The 20,310-nt window shown below is 50.6% G+C and carries 18 protein-coding genes; 7 read left to right on the forward strand and 11 right to left on the reverse strand.

What is annotated here, in order from left to right; genetic code table 11:
• Positions 1–186 precede the first annotated feature (186 nt).
• The 4 genes from M0R33_RS22215 to uvrB form a co-directional block, all read right to left on the reverse strand.
• Positions 187–591, reverse strand: a complete 405-nt coding sequence (locus M0R33_RS22215) for a hypothetical protein (protein ID WP_292574157.1) — start codon at positions 589–591, stop codon at positions 187–189.
• A 21-nt stretch (positions 592–612) separates the two neighbouring features.
• Positions 613–1,851 carry a porin gene (locus tag M0R33_RS22220; RefSeq protein WP_292574158.1) on the reverse strand — a complete coding sequence of 413 codons (1,239 nt, stop codon included), beginning with the start codon at positions 1,849–1,851 and terminating at the stop codon, positions 613–615.
• Between the two features lie 76 nt (positions 1,852–1,927).
• A complete protein-coding gene (locus M0R33_RS22225) occupies positions 1,928–3,520 on the reverse strand; it encodes a SulP family inorganic anion transporter (protein WP_292574159.1) in 1,593 nt (530 codons plus the stop codon).
• 625 nt (positions 3,521–4,145) lie between these two features.
• Complete coding sequence (gene uvrB / locus M0R33_RS22230; protein ID WP_292574185.1) at positions 4,146–6,152, reverse strand: excinuclease ABC subunit UvrB; 2,007 nt, start codon at positions 6,150–6,152, stop codon at positions 4,146–4,148.
• A gap of 187 nt (positions 6,153–6,339) precedes the next feature.
• Here uvrB and M0R33_RS22235 point away from each other — a divergent pair, with 187 nt between their 5' ends.
• A complete protein-coding gene (locus tag M0R33_RS22235; RefSeq protein ID WP_292574160.1) occupies positions 6,340–6,849 on the forward strand; it encodes a putative metalloprotease CJM1_0395 family protein in 510 nt (169 codons plus the stop codon).
• 4 nt (positions 6,850–6,853) lie between these two features.
• Here the strand turns inward: M0R33_RS22235 and M0R33_RS22240 are convergent, their stop codons facing one another.
• Positions 6,854–7,129, reverse strand: coding sequence for a PilZ domain-containing protein (locus M0R33_RS22240; protein ID WP_292574161.1), 276 nt, complete (start codon positions 7,127–7,129; stop codon positions 6,854–6,856).
• Positions 7,130–7,431: 302 nt separating this feature from the next.
• Here M0R33_RS22240 and mrcB point away from each other — a divergent pair, with 302 nt between their 5' ends.
• Complete coding sequence (gene mrcB, locus M0R33_RS22245) at positions 7,432–9,771, forward strand: penicillin-binding protein 1B (protein ID WP_292574162.1); 2,340 nt, start codon at positions 7,432–7,434, stop codon at positions 9,769–9,771.
• A 2-nt stretch (positions 9,772–9,773) separates the two neighbouring features.
• Complete coding sequence (gene lolA, locus M0R33_RS22250) at positions 9,774–10,397, forward strand: outer membrane lipoprotein chaperone LolA (protein WP_292574163.1); 624 nt, start codon at positions 9,774–9,776, stop codon at positions 10,395–10,397.
• Between the two features lie 51 nt (positions 10,398–10,448).
• Here lolA and M0R33_RS22255 read toward each other — a convergent pair whose 3' ends face one another.
• The 6 genes from M0R33_RS22255 to M0R33_RS22280 all read right to left on the reverse strand — a co-directional run bounded on the left by M0R33_RS22255 (position 10,449) and on the right by M0R33_RS22280 (position 15,573).
• Complete coding sequence (locus M0R33_RS22255) at positions 10,449–11,333, reverse strand: GGDEF domain-containing protein (RefSeq protein WP_292574164.1); 885 nt, start codon at positions 11,331–11,333, stop codon at positions 10,449–10,451.
• Between the two features lie 135 nt (positions 11,334–11,468).
• Positions 11,469–12,017, reverse strand: coding sequence for a putative Fe-S cluster assembly protein SufT (sufT, locus tag M0R33_RS22260; protein ID WP_292574165.1), 549 nt, complete (start codon positions 12,015–12,017; stop codon positions 11,469–11,471).
• An 8-nt stretch (positions 12,018–12,025) separates the two neighbouring features.
• Positions 12,026–12,754 carry an SDR family NAD(P)-dependent oxidoreductase gene (locus M0R33_RS22265; RefSeq protein ID WP_292574186.1) on the reverse strand — a complete coding sequence of 243 codons (729 nt, stop codon included), beginning with the start codon at positions 12,752–12,754 and terminating at the stop codon, positions 12,026–12,028.
• Complete coding sequence (locus M0R33_RS22270; protein ID WP_292574166.1) at positions 12,745–13,419, reverse strand: HAD-IA family hydrolase; 675 nt, start codon at positions 13,417–13,419, stop codon at positions 12,745–12,747. Before M0R33_RS22270 ends, M0R33_RS22265 begins: the two co-directional genes overlap by 10 nt.
• Positions 13,420–13,425: 6 nt before the next feature.
• A complete protein-coding gene (gene ubiG / locus M0R33_RS22275) occupies positions 13,426–14,133 on the reverse strand; it encodes a bifunctional 2-polyprenyl-6-hydroxyphenol methylase/3-demethylubiquinol 3-O-methyltransferase UbiG (RefSeq protein ID WP_292574167.1) in 708 nt (235 codons plus the stop codon).
• 186 nt (positions 14,134–14,319) lie between these two features.
• Positions 14,320–15,573: an HlyC/CorC family transporter gene (locus M0R33_RS22280; protein WP_292574168.1), complete on the reverse strand. Its 1,254-nt coding sequence runs from the start codon at positions 15,571–15,573 to the stop codon at positions 14,320–14,322.
• A gap of 237 nt (positions 15,574–15,810) precedes the next feature.
• On the opposite strand from M0R33_RS22280, the gene M0R33_RS22285 reads away from it, so the two are divergent.
• The 4 genes from M0R33_RS22285 to fliE all read left to right on the forward strand — a co-directional run bounded on the left by M0R33_RS22285 (position 15,811) and on the right by fliE (position 20,297).
• A complete protein-coding gene (locus M0R33_RS22285) occupies positions 15,811–17,235 on the forward strand; it encodes a sigma-54 dependent transcriptional regulator (RefSeq protein WP_292574187.1) in 1,425 nt (474 codons plus the stop codon).
• Between the two features lie 109 nt (positions 17,236–17,344).
• Positions 17,345–18,553, forward strand: a complete 1,209-nt coding sequence (locus M0R33_RS22290) for an ATP-binding protein (protein ID WP_292574169.1) — start codon at positions 17,345–17,347, stop codon at positions 18,551–18,553.
• Positions 18,540–19,931, forward strand: coding sequence for a sigma-54 dependent transcriptional regulator (locus M0R33_RS22295; RefSeq protein WP_292574170.1), 1,392 nt, complete (start codon positions 18,540–18,542; stop codon positions 19,929–19,931). Before M0R33_RS22290 ends, M0R33_RS22295 begins: the two co-directional genes overlap by 14 nt.
• A gap of 54 nt (positions 19,932–19,985) precedes the next feature.
• A complete protein-coding gene (gene fliE, locus M0R33_RS22300; protein ID WP_292574171.1) occupies positions 19,986–20,297 on the forward strand; it encodes a flagellar hook-basal body complex protein FliE in 312 nt (103 codons plus the stop codon).
• Positions 20,298–20,310: the final 13 nt, after the last annotated feature.

The raw sequence follows: 20,310 nt of genomic DNA on the forward strand, positions 1-20,310 counted from the left end.
GCTGAATTTGGCGGGTTACGATTCTAGCGAAAACCGCTTGCTTGTGTGGCCGGCTGAAATTCAATGTGCGACTTTTTCGGCCGGGTTTGACCGGGTAGGCAACGTTGGTAGGTTATGGCAGTTCGGCGTGCTTCCGCAATCGGTTCGCCGCCGTAGAGGGGGTTCGGCGACGAAAAGCCCGGCCAATTACATAAGCAGCAAGGCGACCACCAACCATAAACTGACTAAGTTTGCCGCTAGTAATTTGACTTTTTGTATTGCGCTCATGGCAAACCAAATTTCTATAACGTGGTCTCGTACCTGAAATAGCCATGAAAGCATATAGGCTTTCATGGTTTCCACCAAAAAAGGCCCGCGCCGCCATAAAAACCAAATCAATCCGCAAATCAAAAACAGCAGGAAATAAAATACCAGCATTTGCGCATGATGTTTGGTAAAGCCTATGCCATGCATCAACACTTCTTCCAAAAAAAACGAAAACCCTTCGTAGACAATGTGCAGCAGATGGCTGGCGTGTTCCCAAGCTAAGTCGGGTGCCACTAAGATGAATATTGCCAGCACACTAAACAGGCTTTTCTTTATCGATTTCATAGTAAACCCCAGTCTGTGTTATTAAAAGTTGAGGACGATATCGCTTGAAATCAGCAATTGACGATCGCTGGCATTGCTATTGAATGCCTGCCAGCCATCGCTGGCGTCGTAACGCACGCTGGGGCGTACCGTTAACCAGGGTGTGGGACGCCAATTGGCGCCCCAAGTGGCGGCATAATAATTGGCTGCGTGGCCCGGGTGGGTTGGGAGCCGAGCCGGGCTACCGACTCTGACCCCGTCATCGTCCCGAAACCACTCCAGCCGCAGGCCCAGCGACCATTCAGGGTTAAGATCGAGATTCAGATAAGCAACGACGGCATACCATTCCGCCCCGGTTTGTGCCGTATTCGCAGTCATCCAGCCGTAGTCATGTTGCAAGGTAAACTGCCAATGCCCGCTTAAATTCTGCTTTACAACGATGCTGTAAAGATTGACATCTTGGGGCGAGGCGGAACTTGACCGGCCATGTGTACCGGTAACGGCAAGTTTGGTGCCGGTTTGCGCGAATGCAAAGTTGAGTCCGCCGACAAAGCCCCAGTTTTCCAGATGATGCTCGAAGCTGCCGTCCCAGCCGGCGAAAGGACTGCCTGTCACCGCACCGGCGCTCAGTTCGATCTGATGGTTCAGCGCATAGCTAGCCACTAGTCCGGTATGCGAAAATGGCTCTCCGAATTGCATGGCGTAAGAACGCGAGTAAAAGAAATTATCCGGGGCGATGACCGATTCATTGCCCACCAGTGTATAAAATTCCCCCAACTTCACATGCAGCCCCGCGCCTATGGGGGCGAAAATATCAAGATACGCCTGCGGAAAGGCAATGCCGTAAATGCGTTGATGCAGTAAATGAGAGTCCCAGTGATCGCCGATGTCGCCCATGGAGCGAGTGTAAAATGCATCGCTGCCGAAAATGAAGTCCAACCGGCCACCCCAGCCCCAGCTGTCGGAACGGGTGTCTGCGGCTCGTTGCAGATATAAATACAGTTGATTTATTTGCAGTTCGTTGGCGCGATCGGAGAAACTGACCGCGCCATTGAAATTGTCGGCGGGCTGGTCGGGGTTAATACTGAAACCGGCGTTCAACCAGCCGCCTAGATGTAAATCCCAGTCACGAAAAGAGTCGGATTGATTGGGGTTCCAAGCGCCTGCCCGGGAAAGCAATCCACCATTTTCACCGACATCGGCCCTTACCGTTGAGCTGGTCAAGATCAGCCCGCTCAACAACAGCCACGGCAGTTTGATCGTTCCGCACTGAAACCCCATGTCGTTATCCCGCCCATTAATCAATATCTTTAGGATGGATCATGCTCGTTCCGGTGTTATTCGAGCCTACTAGCCGTTAGTGTCCGGTTGCCAATGCTAGATCGGTTGGCGATGACGATATCCGCAATAGCGGCGAATCAGTGGCAAAGCCTTGCAGATCGACTTCGATATTACGGTCGCGGGCCGCGACCAGGAAATCGGCGATGGTTTCCATAATGTCCTGATCGATAAACAAGGCGCGACTGCCGTCGATGATCATGACACTATCGTCTTTAATATGGGCCAAGTGTTTACGTAACAGGGCTTTGTTTAAAAAAGACACATCCTTGTGCAATCGGAGTAAATAATGAGAGCCGTGTTGAGTCAGCGTCATGGCTGAATGGAAATCCGACCACAGCACAAAAAATATGCCGCAGGCCATGCCAATTGCGATGCCCTCTAATAGATCGGTGAACAGAATAGCGAATACCGTAATGGTGAATGGTACGAATTGGCTGATACCTTTGCGGTAAAACTCGAAAAACATCATGGGTTTGGCCAGCTTGTAACCGGTTTGCAGCAGAATGGCGGCCAGACAGGCCAAGGGAATCAGGTTGAGATAATGAGCGAAGAACACGACGCTGACCGCCAGCAGAACCCCGTGAAAAAAGCTGGATATGCGGGTCTGGCCGCCGGCATTGACGTTGGCGGCACTGCGTACGATAACCGCTGTAAGCGGCAAGCCGCCCAACATTCCGCAAATGATGTTGCCCAGCCCTTGCGCCCTCAACTCGTGGTTGGTCGGACTGACTCGTTTATGGGGGTCGAGTTTATCGACGGCTTCCACACTCAATAATGTTTCCAAGCTGGCAACGATCGCCAAGGTCAACGCGATACTGTAAATCTTGGGATTGGTTATCGCGGTAAAGTCGGGCAATTGCAGCTGATGGAGAAAATTACGGGTACTGCCCAGCTCAGGTAATGAGACTAAGTGCCGGATATTCAGGCTCCACTCCGGCGCATGCAATAGCGCCCATTGGTTAAAACCTACCCCCCAAATCACCGCGAGTAGAGGGCCTGGAATCACGCGTAACCAAGCGTTTCGCCTGATCCAGCCGCTGTCCCAGATGATCAGAATTATTATTGAAACAATGCTGATCAAGGTTGCGCCCTGGGACACGCCGTGCAGCGATTGCGACAGTTCAAAGAAACTGGAGCGGGCGGTTTCCTGCATGTAACTTTCGTCACCCACATAGCTGGCGTCGTAACCGGTGGCATGCGGAATCTGTTTGATGATCAAAATCATACCGATAGCCGCCAGCATTCCCTTGATAACAGCAGCCGGGAAAAAGGCTGCAATCGACCCGGCCCGGAATACACCCATGAAAAATTGCAGAACGCCCGCAATCGTCAAGCTCAATAAAAATATATTGAAATCGCCCAGAGTTTCGATGGCGGTGAATACGATAACCGTCAAACCGGCGGCAGGGCCCGACACACTTAATTGAGAGCGGCTGAACCAGGATACGATCACGCCGCCCACCATGCCCGAGATGATGCCGGAAAACAAAGGGGCGCCAGATGCCAGGGCTATGCCAAGGCAAAGCGGTAAAGCCACCAAAAACACCACGATGCTGGCTGAAAAGTCGTGCCGTAAATGGCCCAGATAATATTGAACTTGTGTTTTCATGGTTCCGCCTTCTAAGTCTGTGAATTAAAGCAACGCTCGATAAATAAGCAGAGGAATGTTGTCGGCGGAAAAAATAGTATCGAATCGAAACTATAAAGGCAAGTACTAATTTGACGATATTTCGCCAGACAGTCCGAATCCATCGGTTTGATTACGCTAACCGAGTGGTTAATATCAGCCGCGGCATAGCGATTTAACTGTGTTTGTCGTGGCTCATCAGCGAACCGCTGCTGTTTATGAGAGCCTTTACCGAGATATTGTGAAAGTCTCGGCGCCCGTAACGGATGGCGGCGACAAAACGGGTGTTTCGGGAGGGGTGAGGTTGGCCGTCATGGCTATCATTTCGGCAAAATCGCACCGAACCGACCTCAATTTGTTACGGTTTTTGCAGCCGAAGGGAACTTCAAAGTGCTAATTGTTAGTCCGTCCAACAAGGACATTTCAGGGGCTGCGATGCTTGGGGAGCCGTGGTTTAGGTTGATATGTTTGGGATTTTATTTGGAATAACGTCCGGAATTGGAATCCCCATTCAAAACGTCATCATTGCGGCAATCCATGCCGGCATGACCTGCTTGGCAGACGGTTATCTAGAAGCGAATCCTGAGTTTCGATTACCCAGCGCCAATCAAATAACCATTTCGGCCTGCAGTAACTTAATCTGATCCCTTACTTGAGCCGCTTCTTCAAATTCCAGGTTTTTGGCGTGCTTGTACATTTTTTCTTCCAGCTGTTTTAAAGTCTTGGCAGCTTGTTTCGGCGTCATGGCTTTATATTCGCTGGCGGGTTCGGCAACTTTGGCGCGGGCGCTGCTGATGGAGCCGCCGGAACCGGGGATGGCGATTTCCAGAATGTCGGTGATGGACTTGAAAATCGTTTTTGGCTGAATATGGTGTTCCTTGTTGAAAGCGATTTGTTTGTTGCGGCGGCGTTCGGTCTCGTCCATGGCCTGCTGCATGGATCGGGTGATTTTGTCGCCGTAAAGGATGGCCTTGCCGTTGACGTTGCGGGCGGCCCGGCCTATGGTTTGCACCAAAGAGACCACCGAACGCAGGAAGCCTTCCTTGTCGGCATCCAGAATGGCTACCAAGGAGACTTCCGGGATATCCAGGCCCTCCCGTAACAGGTTGATACCTACCAGGACGTCGAAGACCCCCAAGCGTAAGTCGCGGATGATTTCCACCCTTTCCACGGTTTGGATATCCGAATGCAGATAGCGCACTCTGATATCGTGTTCCTGTAGATAATCGGTCAAATCTTCCGACATGCGTTTGGTTAGGGTGGTGACCAGCACCCGTTCCTTGATGGCTATGCGTTTGTTCAGTTCCGACAGCAGATCGTCGACCTGAGTAGTGGCGGGGCGAACCTCAACCAATGGATCGACCAAGCCGGTCGGTCGCACCACTTGTTCCACCACCGCGCCGGAATGTTCCTTCTCGTAAGGCCCCGGGGTGGCGGACACGTAAATGCGTTGGCCGCAGATGGCTTCGAATTCGTCGAATTTCAGCGGCCTGTTATCCAAGGCCGACGGCAGGCGAAAACCGTATTCGACCAGGGTTTCCTTACGTGAGCGGTCGCCTTTATACATGGCGCCGATCTGCGGTACCGTGACGTGACTTTCGTCGATGACGACCAAGGCATCCTTGGGCAGATAATCGAACATGGTGGGTGGCGATTCGCCGTCGGTGCGGTTTGATAAATGACGGGAGTAGTTTTCGATGCCGGAGCAATAGCCGACTTCCATGATCATTTCGATATCGAACAGCGTGCGTTGCTCCAGACGTTGGGCTTCCACTAATTTGTGGGCGTCGCGCAGTTGTTGCAGACGTTCGGCCAGCTCGATTTTGATTTTTTCCACCGCCGTCAGCAACTGGTCGCGCGGGGTCACGTAATGGCTTTTGGGGTATAGGGTAAAGCGCGCCATGCGGTGCAGCACTTCGCCGGTTAACGGGTCGAACATGGAAAGGCGTTCGATTTCATCGTCGAATAATTCTATCCGTAAGGCTTGTTCTTCGGATTCGGCCGGAAATACGTCGATGACTTCGCCGCGTACTCGGTAGGTGGCTCGGCGCAATTCGGTATCATTGCGGGTGTATTGCATTTCAGCCAGCCGGCGCAGGATGTCGCGCTGCTTGATCATATCGCCGCGCACCAGATGCAGCACCATCTGGAAGTAGGATTCCGGCTCGCCCAGGCCATAAATCGCCGATACGGTCGCCACCACGATGGTATCGCGGCGTTCCAGCAAGGCTTTGGTGGCGGATAAGCGCATCTGTTCGATATGTTCGTTTAGCGAGGCGTCTTTGTCGATGAAGGTGTCGGATGCTGGAATATAGGCTTCCGGCTGGTAATAATCGTAATAAGAGACGAAGTATTCGACGCTGTTCTCCGGAAAAAACTCTTTCATCTCACCGTACAATTGTGCGGCCAGGGTCTTGTTTGGCGCCAGTATCATGGCCGGACGCTGGGTGTGCTGGATGACGTTGGCGATGGTAAAGGTTTTGCCGGAACCGGTAACGCCGAGCAGGGTTTGATGCAGTTCACCGTCATTGATGCCGTCGACCAATTTCTGGATGGCGGTGGGTTGGTCGCCGGCCGGTTGATAACGGCTTTGAATTTTGAAAGGTTTTTGCATGGGTTGGGAGGTGCTTGGCGCGGCAATGGGGTCGGCTATTATGCCTGTAATCGCTGACTGACTGATTTCCATGCGCCTTTTGCCCGACATCGGTTTTACCTGTGGAGTGTGGATAGGCTATTGTACAAAGCTATCGATTAGCGTTATAGTCCAATCAGGTTTTTGCAGTAAAAAATCCGGATTCAATATGCAGATAACCAGTACTTCCATTGCCAATACCGCTTACGGCCAGCGCTTTCAAAGTCGGAATCATTCTGTTCCGGACCAACAGCGAGGCACAAGTGCGCCTGGCAAAACTTCAAACGACCTTGACGAACAGCAGCAGCGCGAAATTCAGGCGTTAAAAGCCCGGGACAGCGAAGTCCGCGCTCATGAGCAGGCCCATCTGGCCGCGGCCGGCGGCCTCGCCACCAGCGGTGCTAGTTTCCAATATGTGACCGGCCCTGACGGTCAGCGCTACGCAAGCGGTGGAGAAGTCGGTATCGACGTGTCTCCGGTCGCCAATGATCCGCAGGCCACCTTACTGAAAGCGGAAACCATCCGCCGGGCGGCCTTGGCGCCCGCGCAACCGTCCGGCCAGGATGTCAGCGTGGCGAGTAAGGCGGCGGCCATGGCAAACAAAGCCAGTGCCGAGCTGCTGCTTAAAAGCGCACAGGATTCAAATTCGAATGGCTCACTGTTGGATGTTGTCGCCTGATAGGCTAAATAAATACAACGCCGAAACCAACGCCCGGGTCGATACGCACGACTTTGGTTTGTCGAATCGGAGCGTCTTCGAATTCCGTGGTTTGTACTTCCACCACGGTATTCAGTTCGGGAATCAATTCATCCGCACAGAGTAAAAAAAGCCCACCATCGGAAAAATCGCGCATATTGGCAAGAAAAAATCCGGAGGGATGGGGTGGGATTACCCTGATTTTGGCGCGGTGCTTAAGCCGCGGATAACGACGATGGTCCGATTTATTCAAATTATTCACTTGGATAAAGATTAAAATTTAATTAGCAACCCGAATGCCGGTCGCCTTTGGTTTATGCTTGCCAAGCCGAGTGCCTGGGCAGAGTAAAATTAGGTTGCGCGTAGTAAAACGATTGTCTGTATAGTATGAAAAAAACAGTGTTTGTCAAACCTAGCTAATTCGCATTTTCGATTCGCTCTATATAATCAATCAGGTAATCCGCGATAATATGACATTTGGTAGATAATTAGCGACGCTAAAGAGTCTCAGCTAATTGACAACTATTTTCTATCGGCTTTTAAAGCATACACCTTCCTATTTCAATGGCACGACGACCTAGACCTCGAACTCGATCCAACTCTTCTTCCGCCCGGCGCAGAAAAAACAAATCAAAATCATCATGGCTGTTGAAAACGCTGTTTTCGCTGGTGTTGGTGGGTGGGTTTTTGCTGGCATCCTACGTCGGCTATCTCGATTACACTGTTCGCGAACAATTTGAAGGTAAGCGTTGGTCCATTCCTGCCCGTGTTTATGCCAGCCCGTTGGAGCTGTATGTGGGGCTGGAATATAACAGCCAACAATTTGAAGACATTCTATTGCAATTGCATTATCGCCTGGATCCTCAGTTAGCAGGCGAAGGCTCTTATGTGATGAACGGCGGGCAGATCAATGTCAAAACCCGGGCATTTAATTTTGGCGATAAATTACAAGAAAGCCGCAAAATCAGTATTGGCTTTGCCGGCGGTACGCTCGCCAGTTTAGTCGATGCCACTACCGGTAGCGATTTAGCCATCGTCCGAATGGAGCCTATTCAAATCGGTAGTTTTTATCCTACTCGTAAAGAAGACAGGATTCTGATCAAACTGGAGGACGCGCCGCAAACCCTGATTCAAGGGTTGCTGTCCACCGAAGACCACGATTTTTATCATCATTTTGGCATTTCGCCGAAAGGCATTGCCCGCGCCATGTGGTCGAATCTGAAGGCCGGTGGTATGGTGCAGGGCGGCAGTACCATTACTCAGCAGTTGGTGAAGAATTTTTTCCTGCACCCCAAGCGCACTTTGCGACGAAAGCTCAAGGAAGTTTTGATGTCGTTGATTTTGGAGTATCGCTATAGTAAAGACGAAATTCTGGAAGCCTACCTGAATGAAATTTTTCTAGGCCAGGATGGGGCCAGCGCAATACACGGATTCGGACTGGCCAGCGAGTTTTATTTCGGTCAATCCTTGAAAACCCTGAATTTACCGCAAGTGGCAACATTGGTGGCATTGGTGCGCGGTCCATCGGAATACGACCCGCGCCGGAAACCGCAACATACCCTGGACCGCCGAAACCTAGTATTGGATTCGATGTTGGCGGAAGGTTATATCGATGCCCAACAAGCGGCCGAGGCTAAAAAGCAGACTTTGGGGGTGGCGGCGGTCACCCATCGATCCGCCAACCGCTATCCTGATTTTATCGATTTGGTAAGACGGCAGCTGAAACAGGAATATAAAGAAGAAGATTTAACCTCGGAAGGATTGCGTATCGTCACCACACTGGATACGCGCGTGCAGAATGCTCTGGAAAAATCGATAGCCGGCAAGCTCAAGCAGCTGGAAAGAAGCCCGAGGAGCAACGATTTGGAAACGGCAGCCATTGTTACCCGTCGCGATAGCGGTGAAATTGTGGCACTTGCCGGTGCCCGCGATGCCAGCGACATAGGCTTTAATCGTGCCTTGGATGCCGTGAGGCCTATCGGTTCCTTAATCAAGCCCGTGGTGTATCTGACCGCCCTGGAATATCCCGACCGCTATACCATCACAACCCCGGTTAGCGATACACGTCTGCATATTCCGGCGGAACGAGGCAAAACCTGGTCGCCGGATAATTACGATAATCGCGAGCATGGCGTGGTGCCGTTACATTCCGCATTGACGCATTCTTATAACATGGCCACGGTTAGGATCGGTATGGACGTCGGTTTAAACAGAATCGCCAACAATTTGAAAAACATGGGGGTAAGCCGGAAGGTGGATTTATACCCTTCCATGCTATTGGGCGCTTCGCCATTGTCGCCACTGGAAGTGACGCAAATATACCAAACCCTGGCGGGCGATGGTTATGCCACGCCGTTACGTTCGATTCGTGCCGTGAATGCCGCCGACGGCAAGGCCCTGCAGAGTTATCCCTTTACCGTGCGGCAAGTGATCGATCCGGCGGCTACCTATATTACCAACACGATTTTGCAGGATGTCATGCGCGTGGGTACCGGGCGCTCAGCGTATAAATATGTTTCTGAAACCATGAATCTGGTCGGTAAAACCGGCACTACCAATGAGCTGCGCGATAGCTGGTTTGCCGGATTTAGCGGTGACTACCTGTCGGTGGTATGGGTCGGGCGTGATGACAACAAACCGACCGGGCTGACCGGCGCAACCGGTGCCTTGCAAATCTGGTCCGAGTTGATGCGTCAGATTGCCCAACAATCAGTGAACCTGGTTGCACCCGATAATGTCCAGATGAAATGGATAGATACGCAGACAGGCTGGTTGGCCGATGAAAATTGCCCCGGTGCTAAGGCGTATCCGTTTGTGGATGGCTCGGGCCCTACCGAGTACTCTAATTGCGGTTCGGCATTGGATGCCGCCGAATCCTGGCTTAAATACTTGAATCCTTTTTGAATATGATAAAAAAAATCGTAAGTTCACTGATTTTGACCGCGGGTTTACTAAGCAATGCTTGGGCTGAAGAGGCGCCGATCAAGCAGCTTAAAACGTTTTTAAAATCCAATGCTTCCCTGTCCGCGGATTTTAAGCAGGTCAGCTATAACAAAGCCGGGCAGGCCGCCCAAGCCAGTTTCGGGGAGTTTTATCTGAGTCGCCCAGGTAAATTCCGTTGGAATTATCAAAAACCGTTTGCCCAGGAGATTGTTTCTAATGCCGGTAAAGTTTGGTTTTACGATGCGGATCTTGAACAAGTGACTATCAAGCAACTCGATGATTCCTTGGGGTCCACGCCGGCCTTGCTGTTGACCGGCCAAGTGGATATCGATCAAAAGTTCGTGCTGGAAGAGCAGGGTAGCGACGATGATTTAAACTGGGTTAGGCTTTCGCCAAAAAATGAAGAAAGTGGCTTTAAATATATTTTGATCGGCTTGAATCACGGCCAGCTTGGCGGTATGGAGTTGAGCGATAACTTTGGCCAATTGACGCGGATTTATTTTTCCAACATCAAACTGAATCCGCTATTGCAAGATAGCTTGTTTGATTTTAAGCCGCCTAAAGGGGTGGATGTATTTGAAAATTAACGGCTGTGACGTTCGTGCGAGCCGCATCGGCACGAACGTCTAGTTACGGAATTAGGCCAGGCAAACCTGGTTGCGACCCAATGTTTTAGCTTTATACATGGCTGTGTCGGCGCGGTTGACGATGCCGTCAATCGTATCATTGTCCTGCAGCGTGCTGACACCCAGGCTGGCGGTCATATTGAGCACATCCATGCCATAAGCCAGGGTGTGCGATTCTATTCCGGCTCTAATCCGTTCGGCTATGATATTGGCGTCATCCATATGGGTATCGACCAATAGCACCACAAACTCTTCGCCGCCAAAGCGAAATACGATATCGCTGGCGCGTACGCTGTCTTTGATCCAACTGGCTACCGAAGTCAGCGCCAGATCGCCGCAATTATGTCCGTATTGATCGTTAATCGATTTAAAATGGTCGACGTCCACGAAAATGATGGACAGATGCTGCTGGCAACGATTGGCTCGTTTCATCTCGCGCATCAAGGTATCGTTGAACGCGGTGCGGTTATGCGCTTTGGTTAAAGGGTCGGTATACGCCATTTTCAAGGCTTGTTGAAACAAGGTGGCATTTTTGAGCGGATAGATCAGGCAGCACAACAGGCTTTCCAGCATTCTGAGTTCTTCTTTGCTGAAACGTTGGCTACGGGTCAGTTTTAACTCGCCGAGCTGTTGGTCTTCCACTTTCAAGGCATAGGTGCAGGAGTGTCGGCCAATCACGCCGCGAGCAAAAGTCAAATCGAATTCGCCGTTAGTGTATTCGGCACTGTTATGCGGAATGGTAGCTTGGATTTTATTGCAGAAGATGGTGATCAGCTCAATAAATTCCAGCGTGGTTTGCAGGGCGCTGCTGATGTCGTAATGATGAAGATTGACAGCGGTCGATGCTTCAAAACTTTTATTGCTGACAATGGCTAATTCGGCTGCTTTTTCTTTCATGACACTTCCTCAGGTCTTGAATTAACGGTTTACCGTTATAAAAGCGATAGACGTGCCAAATAAATTTAAATCAATTATTTCAAGTTCTTATATTATTTTTATGAGACAGGTGGCAATTTTTTGCCACCTGTCTGCTTAAAATAAACCCAGTTGTACCTGCGCCACTTCGGACATCATTTCACGCGACCAGGGCGGGTCGAGTACCACTTCGACATTGACCGAAGTCACGCCGGGCAGGGCGCGGACGCATTTCTCCACGTCGCTTTGAATGACCGGACCCATGCCGCAGCCCGGCGCTGTCAGCGTCATGCGGATATGTACTGAGTTGCCGCCTTCGGGGGTGGTGGTGACTTCGCAGGCGTAGACCAAGCCCAAGTCGACAATGTTGACCGGAATTTCCGGGTCGTACACGGTTTTCATGACTTCCCAGCAATTTTTCTCCACGGCCTTGGTATCGGTTTCGGAAACCAATGTGTGTAATTCGTGTGCTTCCTTGCCCAAGGCGTCGGCATCAATACCGGCAATCCGCACCATGTGGCCGTAATCGGTAATCACCGTGTAATTGCTGCCCAGCGACTGATGAATGGTTACCTCCTGGCCCTTGTTCAAGGTGCCGTGATATCCATCGGGTATGGTGACCATGTTAACGTCACGGGTTAAGGTAACAACTTCTCTTTCTGTCATAGTGATATTCAAAGTGTAAAGTGTTGCGCGTCAATTATTTGACCGGTTACGCCTATGCTGGCAGCGTCAAATAAATAACAGTAAATTGGGGCCAGGCTATCCATTTCGGGCAATTTGCTTTTGTCTTCTCCTGGATAGGCTTTTTTACGTAAAGGCGAGTTAACCGGTCCAGGAACCAAGGTGTTAACCCGAATTTTTTCACCGGCCTCCAATTCTTCGGCCAAAATCTTGGCGAAGCCTTCCAGTGCCATCTTCGAGACCCCGAAAGCGCCACTATAGGCTTGTGATTTTCGAGCTGCGGAGTCGGAAGTAAATACGATTGAAGCATGTAGGCTTTTTTGCAATAAAGGTAACAGCACCCGGCACAATAAAAACGGCGCGTTTAGATTTACATTTAGGGTGTGGCCCCAATCCTGGGTTTTATGGATGGCTATTGGGGTGTAGGCGCTCAATTCGGCAGCGGAATGCAATAGACCCTGCAAGGCACCATAGCGTTGGTCGATGGCGTCGGCCATCTGCAGGTATTGCTGTTCGGTTGCGCCGGCCAGATCGAAAGGGTACATCACCGGTTCCAATCCGCCCTGATTGACGATGGCGTCATAAACGCGTTCCAGATTGGGGATGCTTTTATCCAGCAGAATGACTTGAGCACCTTGTTTGGCCAGGGCCAGGGCAGCCGTACCGCCAAGTCCGCCGCCAGCGCCCGTGATGAGTACGACTTGATTGCTCAATGACATAGCGTAGCCTGTATCCATTGCTGTAATTGTTGGGGATGTTCGATTAAGGCATCCGCGCCCCAGTGTTCAGGCTGGTCGTTTTCTTTGATATAGCCGTACAGGGCGGCTAACGTTTTCATGTTGGCGTTTTTACCGGCAGCGATATCATGCGAGGCATCGCCGATATACACACAGTGCTCGGGACTGACCCCGGCTTGCCTGCATGCGGCCAGCATAGGTTCGGGATGCGGCTTGCTATTGGCTGTTGTATCGCCGCTAATGACGCAAGCAGCTCTATGACTGAGGTTTAAGGCATTCATCAGCGGCAAGGTGAAGCGCTCACGCTTGTTGGTGACCACGCCCCACTTCAGACCTAGTGATTCAATGGTTGCGAGCGTTTCGCCAATACCGTCGAAAAAACGGCTGTGCGCGGCAATATTGTTTTGATAACAATCCAGCATGTATGCCAGTAATTGATTTTGTTTGCCTGGGTCTAAATCCGCGGTGGCGTATTTGATCATGGCCAAGGCACCCATGGAAATACAGGGTTTGACATCGTTATCCAGGATGGCGGGGAAGTCATGCGCGAGCAAGGCCTGATTCAAACAGGCCACCAAATCCGGCGCGGTATCGACCAGCGTGCCATCCAGGTCGAACAGGACGCAGTCTAATTTAAAACCGCTCATCAATGATCACTCGGGCCGTTTAAAAGCGGCGATGTAATTGACATCAATATCCTTGCCCAGACGGAATTGTTTGCTGAACGGACTGTACTCAATCCCCGTCATCCCTTGCAATTCCAGTCCGGCATTGCGGGCCGACTGGCATAATTCGGACGGCTTGATAAAGGTTTTATAGTCGTGCGTACCTTGGGGTAGCATGTTCAGAATGTGCTCGGCGGCAAGGATGGCGAGCAGATAGGCTTTGGGCACCCGGTTCAGGGTGGAAAAAAACACCATGCCGCCCGGTTTGACCAGCGTGGCGCAAGCACGAATGATAGAGGCGGGATCGGGTACATGTTCCAGCATTTCCATGCAGGTGACATGATCAAATCCGGCCGGTTGTTGTTCAGCTAAGTTTTCCGCGCTGATTTTTTGGTAATGGGCATTAATACCGGTTTCCAGGCCATGCAGATCGGCGATGTCGATAAGTTCTTCGCTTAGATCGATGCCAAAGGCATCCGCGCCGGCCTTAGCCAGGCCTTCGGTCAAAATCCCGCCGCCGCAGCCCACATCCACCACGCGCTTGCCCGATAACTCGGCAAATTGCTGTAGGTAATGCAATCTGAGCGGATTAACATCATGCAGGGTTTTAAATTCGCCATTGGGATCCCACCAGCGCTCGGCCTGAGAGCCGAATTTATGGATTTCGTGAGGATGTACGTTGTCGGTCGCTGTCATGGCATTGGAGTGTTTTTAAAGGCTATAGTTTACTGTATTACTAGGTTATTCGTCATGCTTGAACTTTTGAAGCAGACTTAGCCGTTTCAAAAGTATTTTGCAAAAAGTTACGCGATATCAATTTATTGAGAACGAATTCAACGGATATTGGGTCGAAAATGGCTCGGCGGATGCTCAAACAGCTGCTTATGAGGTTTCAGCTTCGGGATGAAATCGTACAAACTTTACGGTATTTTCATCGCGCTGGATAATTTCCAATATTTGTCCATGCAGCTTGATGCTGGTGCCGGGCTCGGGGATGGTTTCCATGTATTCTATAATCAGGCCGTTCAGGGTTTTAGGGCCTTCGGTAGGTAAGTCCCAGTGAGTGACGCGGTTGAGTTCCCTAACGGTAACGCTGGCATCGACCAGATAACTGCCGTCTTTTTGCATTTTGATGTCGGGTTCGTCCGCTACCAATTCGCCGACGATTTCCTGCAGCAAATCGTCCAAGGTCACCAGTCCTTGGACGTCGCCGTATTCGTCGACCACCAAACCAATGCGCAATCTTTCGGTTTTGAAAATTTGCATTTGTTTATGAATCGAGGTGCTGGCCGGGATAAAGAAAGGCTTGGTCAAGCTGTCGGTAATGGTCTGTTTATCAAATTCGGTGTGATTGATCTGCGACAAAACGCTGCGAATGTGCAGAAAGCCGATTACCCGGTCGATATTCTTTTTATACACCGGCAAGCGGGTGTGCGGGCTATTGCGCAGCTGCTCGATAATGTCTTCGATGCAGTCTTCCAGGTCGATGCCGATTATTTCCTTACGTTGCGTCATGATATCTTCAACGCTGGCCGATTCCAGGTCAAGAATGCTCAGCAACATGTTTTGATAACGGGTCGGCAGCAGATGGTCGGTGTCCGAAACGATACTCTTTAATTCGTCTTTGTCCAAGGTGTCTTTTTTAGCTTTTTTGGGGTTGACGCCTATGATGCGCAGCAGCACATTGGATATTGCATTAACGATCCAGACAATGGGGTAAAGCACTTTCAACAGCGGTGCATAAACCCAGGAGGATATGAATGCCAGTTTTTCCGGCCTAAGTGCGGCCAGAGTTTTGGGAGTGACTTCGGCAAATATCAAAACCAGGATGGTCAAAATGGCGGTGGCGGCGGGGATGGCTTCATCGCCGCCCACGCGTATCGCAATCACGGTGGCAATTGACGAGGCCAGTATATTGACGAAATTGTTTCCTAATAATATCAAGCCGATTAGGCGGTCGGGCCTTTTAAGCAGCTGGTGGGCCTTGATGGCGCCACGGTGTTTCTGTTTAACCAAATGTTTAAGCCTATAACGGTTTAGCGTCATCAAGGCGGTTTCGGAACCAGAGAAAAAAGCGGATAAAAGCAGCAAAAGGGCCAATATACTAATCAGTATACTTAAAGGAATATCATTCAACGAAGTGGCTCAGGGTTACAAAACATGCTGCTAGTTTCTATGCTGGTGAATATTTGTCAAGTCGTTAAGGTTTTTTTAAGTTGGCGATATCGACGGCGATTATTGAGAGGCCGCTGAGGTTTGTCGTTCAACAATTTGAAAGCTGTGGGTTTTTGACAATAACGGGATTCAATGCTTAACTTGAAAAGCTTGAAATCACCCATTGACCAGAAACATCCTTCCATTGAGTATGCCCGCATGGTTTTGCCCAACATTTTGCTAATTGATGACAATGTAATCAGAGCTCAGCAAGTTGAGACCGTGCTGAGGTTCTTGGAGTATGAGTTCACGGCGGTTGGTAGCAGCGAATCTCAGTCTATTTTGCCGGACCTGTGCGGATTCGATGCGGTTTTTGTCGGGGCCGCGGCAGAGAAACAGGCAATATTACTCAGAACCGTTACTGAAAATGCCGGCAATATACCGGTTTTTTTATTGGTGGAAAAAGATGCCCAGCCGGTATCCAGTTCGATTCAGCAAATGGTGTCGCGGCTGTTGGAATGGCCCACAAGCTACTCAGTATTGACGGAAGAACTGAATAACCTGATTCAACCCCGGCGTGTGGTGAAGACAACCCAATCCAACAAAGGCTTGGCCGGAAGTAGTAAGGCGATACAAAACACCCGGGAACTGATTGATCAGGTAGCCAAGTCGGATGCTACCGTATTGATTTTGGGGGAGTCAGGTACTGGTAAGGAAGTCGTGGCCCAGGCCTTGCATCGTGCTTCTATGCGTAAAGACAAACCGTTTGTACCGGTAAATTGCGGTGCGATACCCGGCGAATTATTGGAAAGTGAATTGTTCGGCCATGAAAAAGGCGCGTTTACCGGTGCGCTAACTTCGCGGCAGGGACGATTTGAATTGGCCGAGGGTGGTACGTTATTTCTGGATGAAATCGGCGACATGCCGATGCCGATGCAGGTTAAATTGCTACGGGTTATACAGGAGCGTACCTTCGAACGGGTCGGCAGCAATAAAACCATTCAATGCGATGTGCGCATTGTCGCGGCCACCCATCGAAAACTGGAGCAGGAAATCAGCGAAAAACGTTTTCGCGAGGACTTGTTCTACCGCTTGAACGTGTTTCCTATTGAAGTGCCTGCGCTACGGGAAAGAGCGGAAGACATACCGTATTTGGTCGGCGATTTGATCGGACGCATGGAAGCAGCCAACAGAGGTACGCTGAAGCTATCGCGCAATGCCATTGCCGTGTTGATGCAGCATCATTGGCCGGGTAATGTGCGTGAACTTTCCAACCTTATCGAGCGTTTGGCCATTATTTTCCCGGATCGCCTGGTGGATGCCAGCGATTTGCCGGAAAAATTCCAAGGCTATGAAGTGCCGCCGGAATCAAAGCTGGACTGGCAAGAACTTGAGGTGGTCACTAATGAGACGCCTGGCCGAGCGGCGCTTGGGGCTGAGCAAGCCACCCTGCCCGCACCGGGCGCAGCTGTGCATTTGCCCGAGCAGGGTATCGATTTAAAAGAGTATCTGACCGATTTGGAAAACGAATTGATTCGGCAGGCACTGGAGGAATGCAACGGGGTGGTGGCGCATGCGGCTAAATTACTCAACATGCGTCGTACTACCCTGGTGGAAAAGCTGCGAAAAGTGGATGTAGCCTGACGCGCGTCAAAACAATGGCTAGGTCGAAGCTAACTCTTTAATAAATAACAAATAAAAACATGGCGTGAATTTTGCTTTTGACTGAATACAGTTAAAAGTCTGAATAGCCATGAATTCAAGCAATCTTCAATACCAACAAAAAACCGAACGCCTGACCGATGCATTTCGCATGTTTAACGAACTTTCGGAAAATTTGGCGTTGTCCTATCAAGGGTTACAGGAGCAAGTTGCCCATCTCAATAGCCAGCTGGCCGCGGCGCGTAGCGAGCGTCTGACTACCTTGACTGAAAAAGAGAAACTGGCCAGCCGCCTACAGCAAATTTTGGCAGCGTTGCCGGCCGCCGTTATCCTGCTTGATGCGAAAAATCGCATTATCGATTGTAACGATAACGCTATTGATTTTTTGGGCGAGCCCTTGTTGGGCCAGCAATGGCAAGACATTATGACGCGCAGTTTGTTGCCGGTTCCCGATTCGCCGCACGAACGTCAATTGTTGGATGGCCGTATCGTCAGTCTGACCCGCAATCATCTCAGCAACGATGCCGAGCAGATCATTTTATTATCGGATGTCAGCGAATTGCGCACTTTGCAAGATCGGTTGGCGCAGCAAAAGCATTTATCCGCCATGGGCGAAATGGTCGCCAGTTTGGCCCATCAAGTCCGTACTCCGCTGGCAACCGCCATTTTATATGCCTCGCAAATGAGTAGACCGCTGTTAAGCGAAACCAAACGGCTGCAGTTTTCCGAAAAAATTCTAGAGCGCCTGCAGTACCTGGAGCGCCAAGTCAATGACATGTTGATTTATGCCAAGCAGGGCCGTTTGGCCATGCAGGGATTTTCCTTGCGGGGCATGCTGCAACACCTTGCGGAACGGATGGAAGAATTCGACGGTCGCTTTTTCCTGGATAACCGGGTCGGCGGAGATAATATCGAGGGCAATCAGGATGCTTTACGCGGCGCCTTACTGAATTTGCTGAATAATGCAATCGAGTCCGGGGCCGGGGTGATCAGTCTGAAGGCGGTGCAAGCCGGGCAAGCGATCGAAATCCGCATTCAGGACGACGGGCCGGGTATCGATACCAGCAAGCAATCGCAGTTGTTCGAGCCGTTTTATACCACCAAGACCCATGGTACCGGGTTGGGTTTGGCCGTGGTGGACAGCGTCGTCAAAGCGCATAAAGGGTCTATTTATTGCCGGTCCGTATTGGGGCGGGGCAGCGTATTTGTGTTGTCATTGCCGATTTTACGACAGGATTTGGGTTTGTCGTCGGCGGGAATTGAGTTAGTCGGTCAGGAGAATCATTATGAAGCAGTATGATGTGCTTATCGTAGAAGATGACGTGGCATTGTGCGAAGCGCTCTGCGATACCTTGGAGCTGGAAGCCTATAGCGTAATTTCGGCCAAAAACGGTATAGAAGCTCTCAGTCAACTACAAAAGTGTACCGTGAGGCTGGTGGTTAGCGATGTGCAAATGCCGGTCATGGACGGTTTTCAACTGCTACAAAATCTTAGGCAAAAATTCGAAGCCTTGCCGGTATTGCTGATGACGGCTTACGGCACCATACCTAGTGCCGTGGAAGCCATGCAGGCCGGAGCTTGCGACTATCTGATCAAGCCTTTTGAAGCAAAAGCCCTGGTGGCGAAAGTGGCGCAATTAATCGTCGGCGAGCCATCGCCGGAGCGGGAACGCGTGGTGGCCGACGAGCATATGAAAAAGCTATACGGGCTGGTGAATAAAGTCGCCAAAACCAATGTCACCATGTTGCTGGAAGGTGAAAGCGGCACTGGTAAAGAAGTGCTGGCGCGTTACATTCACCGCAATTCGCATTACCACGCCGGTCCGTTCGAGGCCATCAATTGCGCAGCCATTCCGGAAAATATGCTGGAAGCCATGTTGTTCGGTTATGAAAAAGGCGCTTTTACCGGTGCGACACAATCCATGCCCGGCAAATTTGAACAGGCTCAGGGCGGCACATTGTTACTGGACGAAATTTCCGAAATGGATTTGGGTTTGCAGGCCAAATTATTAAGGGTGTTGCAGGAAAAAGTGGTCGAGCGCTTGGGTAGTCAGCGAAAAATAGCATTGAGCGTCAGAATTTTGGCGACCACTAATCGCAAATTAAAAGACTATGTGCTGCAGGGTCGGTTTCGGGAAGATTTATATTTTAGATTAAGTGTGTTTCCGATCCGGATTCCGCCCTTACGCGAACGTATCGGCGATATTTTGCCGTTGGCGGCAGAGTTGTTGATCAAACACAGTCCGCATGGCAAGACTAATTATCGTTTTGAGGCGGCAGCAATGCAAAAGCTACAGGCTTATCATTGGCCCGGTAACGTCAGGGAATTGGAGAATGTCATGCAGCGCGCTCTGATTTTACAGAGCGGCCATTGCATTACCGCCGATGAATTGTTGTTCGACGACGAAGAGCTAGATACGCTGGCGAGTTTGCCAGCCGCTCGGCAAGCTATTGTTCCGGTTACGGAAATGCCGGAGCCGCAGGACTATGCCGATGATCTCGAATTGCAGAGTCTGGGCGATGGTGTGCGTTCAGCAGAGGAAAAAATCATTTTACAGATCCTTGGTGAGGCTAGAGGCAACCGCAAGGCCACCGCCGAAAAGCTGGGCATCAGTCCGCGCACCTTGAGGTATAAAATTGCCCGCATGAAAGAAGCCGGGGTATTCGTACCTTGTTAAATCTGGCTTGAAAAATGCTTGGTTACTAGAAAATCACTAGCAAGAGTCACGATTATGTCAGATATCAACGTCAATCAAGTACTGGCCCAAATGCGGACCATGTCTATCGAAGCGGGCAGCAAGCCCGCCGCTGGCAACGGCACCGGTGAATTCGCCGCAATGCTGAAAGATTCCATCGATGCCGTTAATCAAACTCAAAAAACAGCCGGTAAGTTGTCCACTGCTTTTGAAACCGGCCAATCCGATGTCAGTCTGGCCGAAGTCATGATTGCTTCGCAAAAAGCCAGTGTGTCCTTCCAGGCGATGCTACAAGTACGCAATAAACTGGTCGATGCCTACAAGGATGTTATGAGCATGCCGATGTAGAGCGCTATACTTT

This window comes from Methylomonas sp., from assembly GCF_023228165.1.
In the GTDB taxonomy this organism is placed as follows: Bacteria; Pseudomonadota; Gammaproteobacteria; order Methylococcales; family Methylomonadaceae; genus Methylomonas.

Bases quoted from the DNA above. Each gene is read 5' to 3' on its own strand.
- ubiG (WP_292574167.1), bottom strand. From the start codon at position 14,133: ATGACAGCGACCGACAACGTACATCCTCACGAAATCCATAAATTCGGC.
- M0R33_RS22215 (WP_292574157.1), bottom strand. From the start codon at position 591: ATGAAATCGATAAAGAAAAGCCTGTTTAGTGTGCTGGCAATATTCATC.
- M0R33_RS22235 (WP_292574160.1), top strand. From the start codon at position 6,340: ATGCAGATAACCAGTACTTCCATTGCCAATACCGCTTACGGCCAGCGC.
- lolA (WP_292574163.1), top strand. From the start codon at position 9,774: ATGATAAAAAAAATCGTAAGTTCACTGATTTTGACCGCGGGTTTACTA.
- M0R33_RS22220 (WP_292574158.1), bottom strand. From the start codon at position 1,851: ATGGGGTTTCAGTGCGGAACGATCAAACTGCCGTGGCTGTTGTTGAGC.
- M0R33_RS22290 (WP_292574169.1), top strand. From the start codon at position 17,345: ATGAATTCAAGCAATCTTCAATACCAACAAAAAACCGAACGCCTGACC.
- sufT (WP_292574165.1), bottom strand. From the start codon at position 12,017: ATGACAGAAAGAGAAGTTGTTACCTTAACCCGTGACGTTAACATGGTC.
- fliE (WP_292574171.1), top strand. From the start codon at position 19,986: ATGTCAGATATCAACGTCAATCAAGTACTGGCCCAAATGCGGACCATG.
- M0R33_RS22295 (WP_292574170.1), top strand. From the start codon at position 18,540: ATGAAGCAGTATGATGTGCTTATCGTAGAAGATGACGTGGCATTGTGC.
- uvrB (WP_292574185.1), bottom strand. From the start codon at position 6,152: ATGCAAAAACCTTTCAAAATTCAAAGCCGTTATCAACCGGCCGGCGAC.
- M0R33_RS22285 (WP_292574187.1), top strand. From the start codon at position 15,811: ATGGTTTTGCCCAACATTTTGCTAATTGATGACAATGTAATCAGAGCT.
- M0R33_RS22255 (WP_292574164.1), bottom strand. From the start codon at position 11,333: ATGAAAGAAAAAGCAGCCGAATTAGCCATTGTCAGCAATAAAAGTTTT.
- M0R33_RS22265 (WP_292574186.1), bottom strand. From the start codon at position 12,754: ATGTCATTGAGCAATCAAGTCGTACTCATCACGGGCGCTGGCGGCGGA.
- M0R33_RS22225 (WP_292574159.1), bottom strand. From the start codon at position 3,520: ATGAAAACACAAGTTCAATATTATCTGGGCCATTTACGGCACGACTTT.
- mrcB (WP_292574162.1), top strand. From the start codon at position 7,432: ATGGCACGACGACCTAGACCTCGAACTCGATCCAACTCTTCTTCCGCC.
- M0R33_RS22270 (WP_292574166.1), bottom strand. From the start codon at position 13,419: ATGAGCGGTTTTAAATTAGACTGCGTCCTGTTCGACCTGGATGGCACG.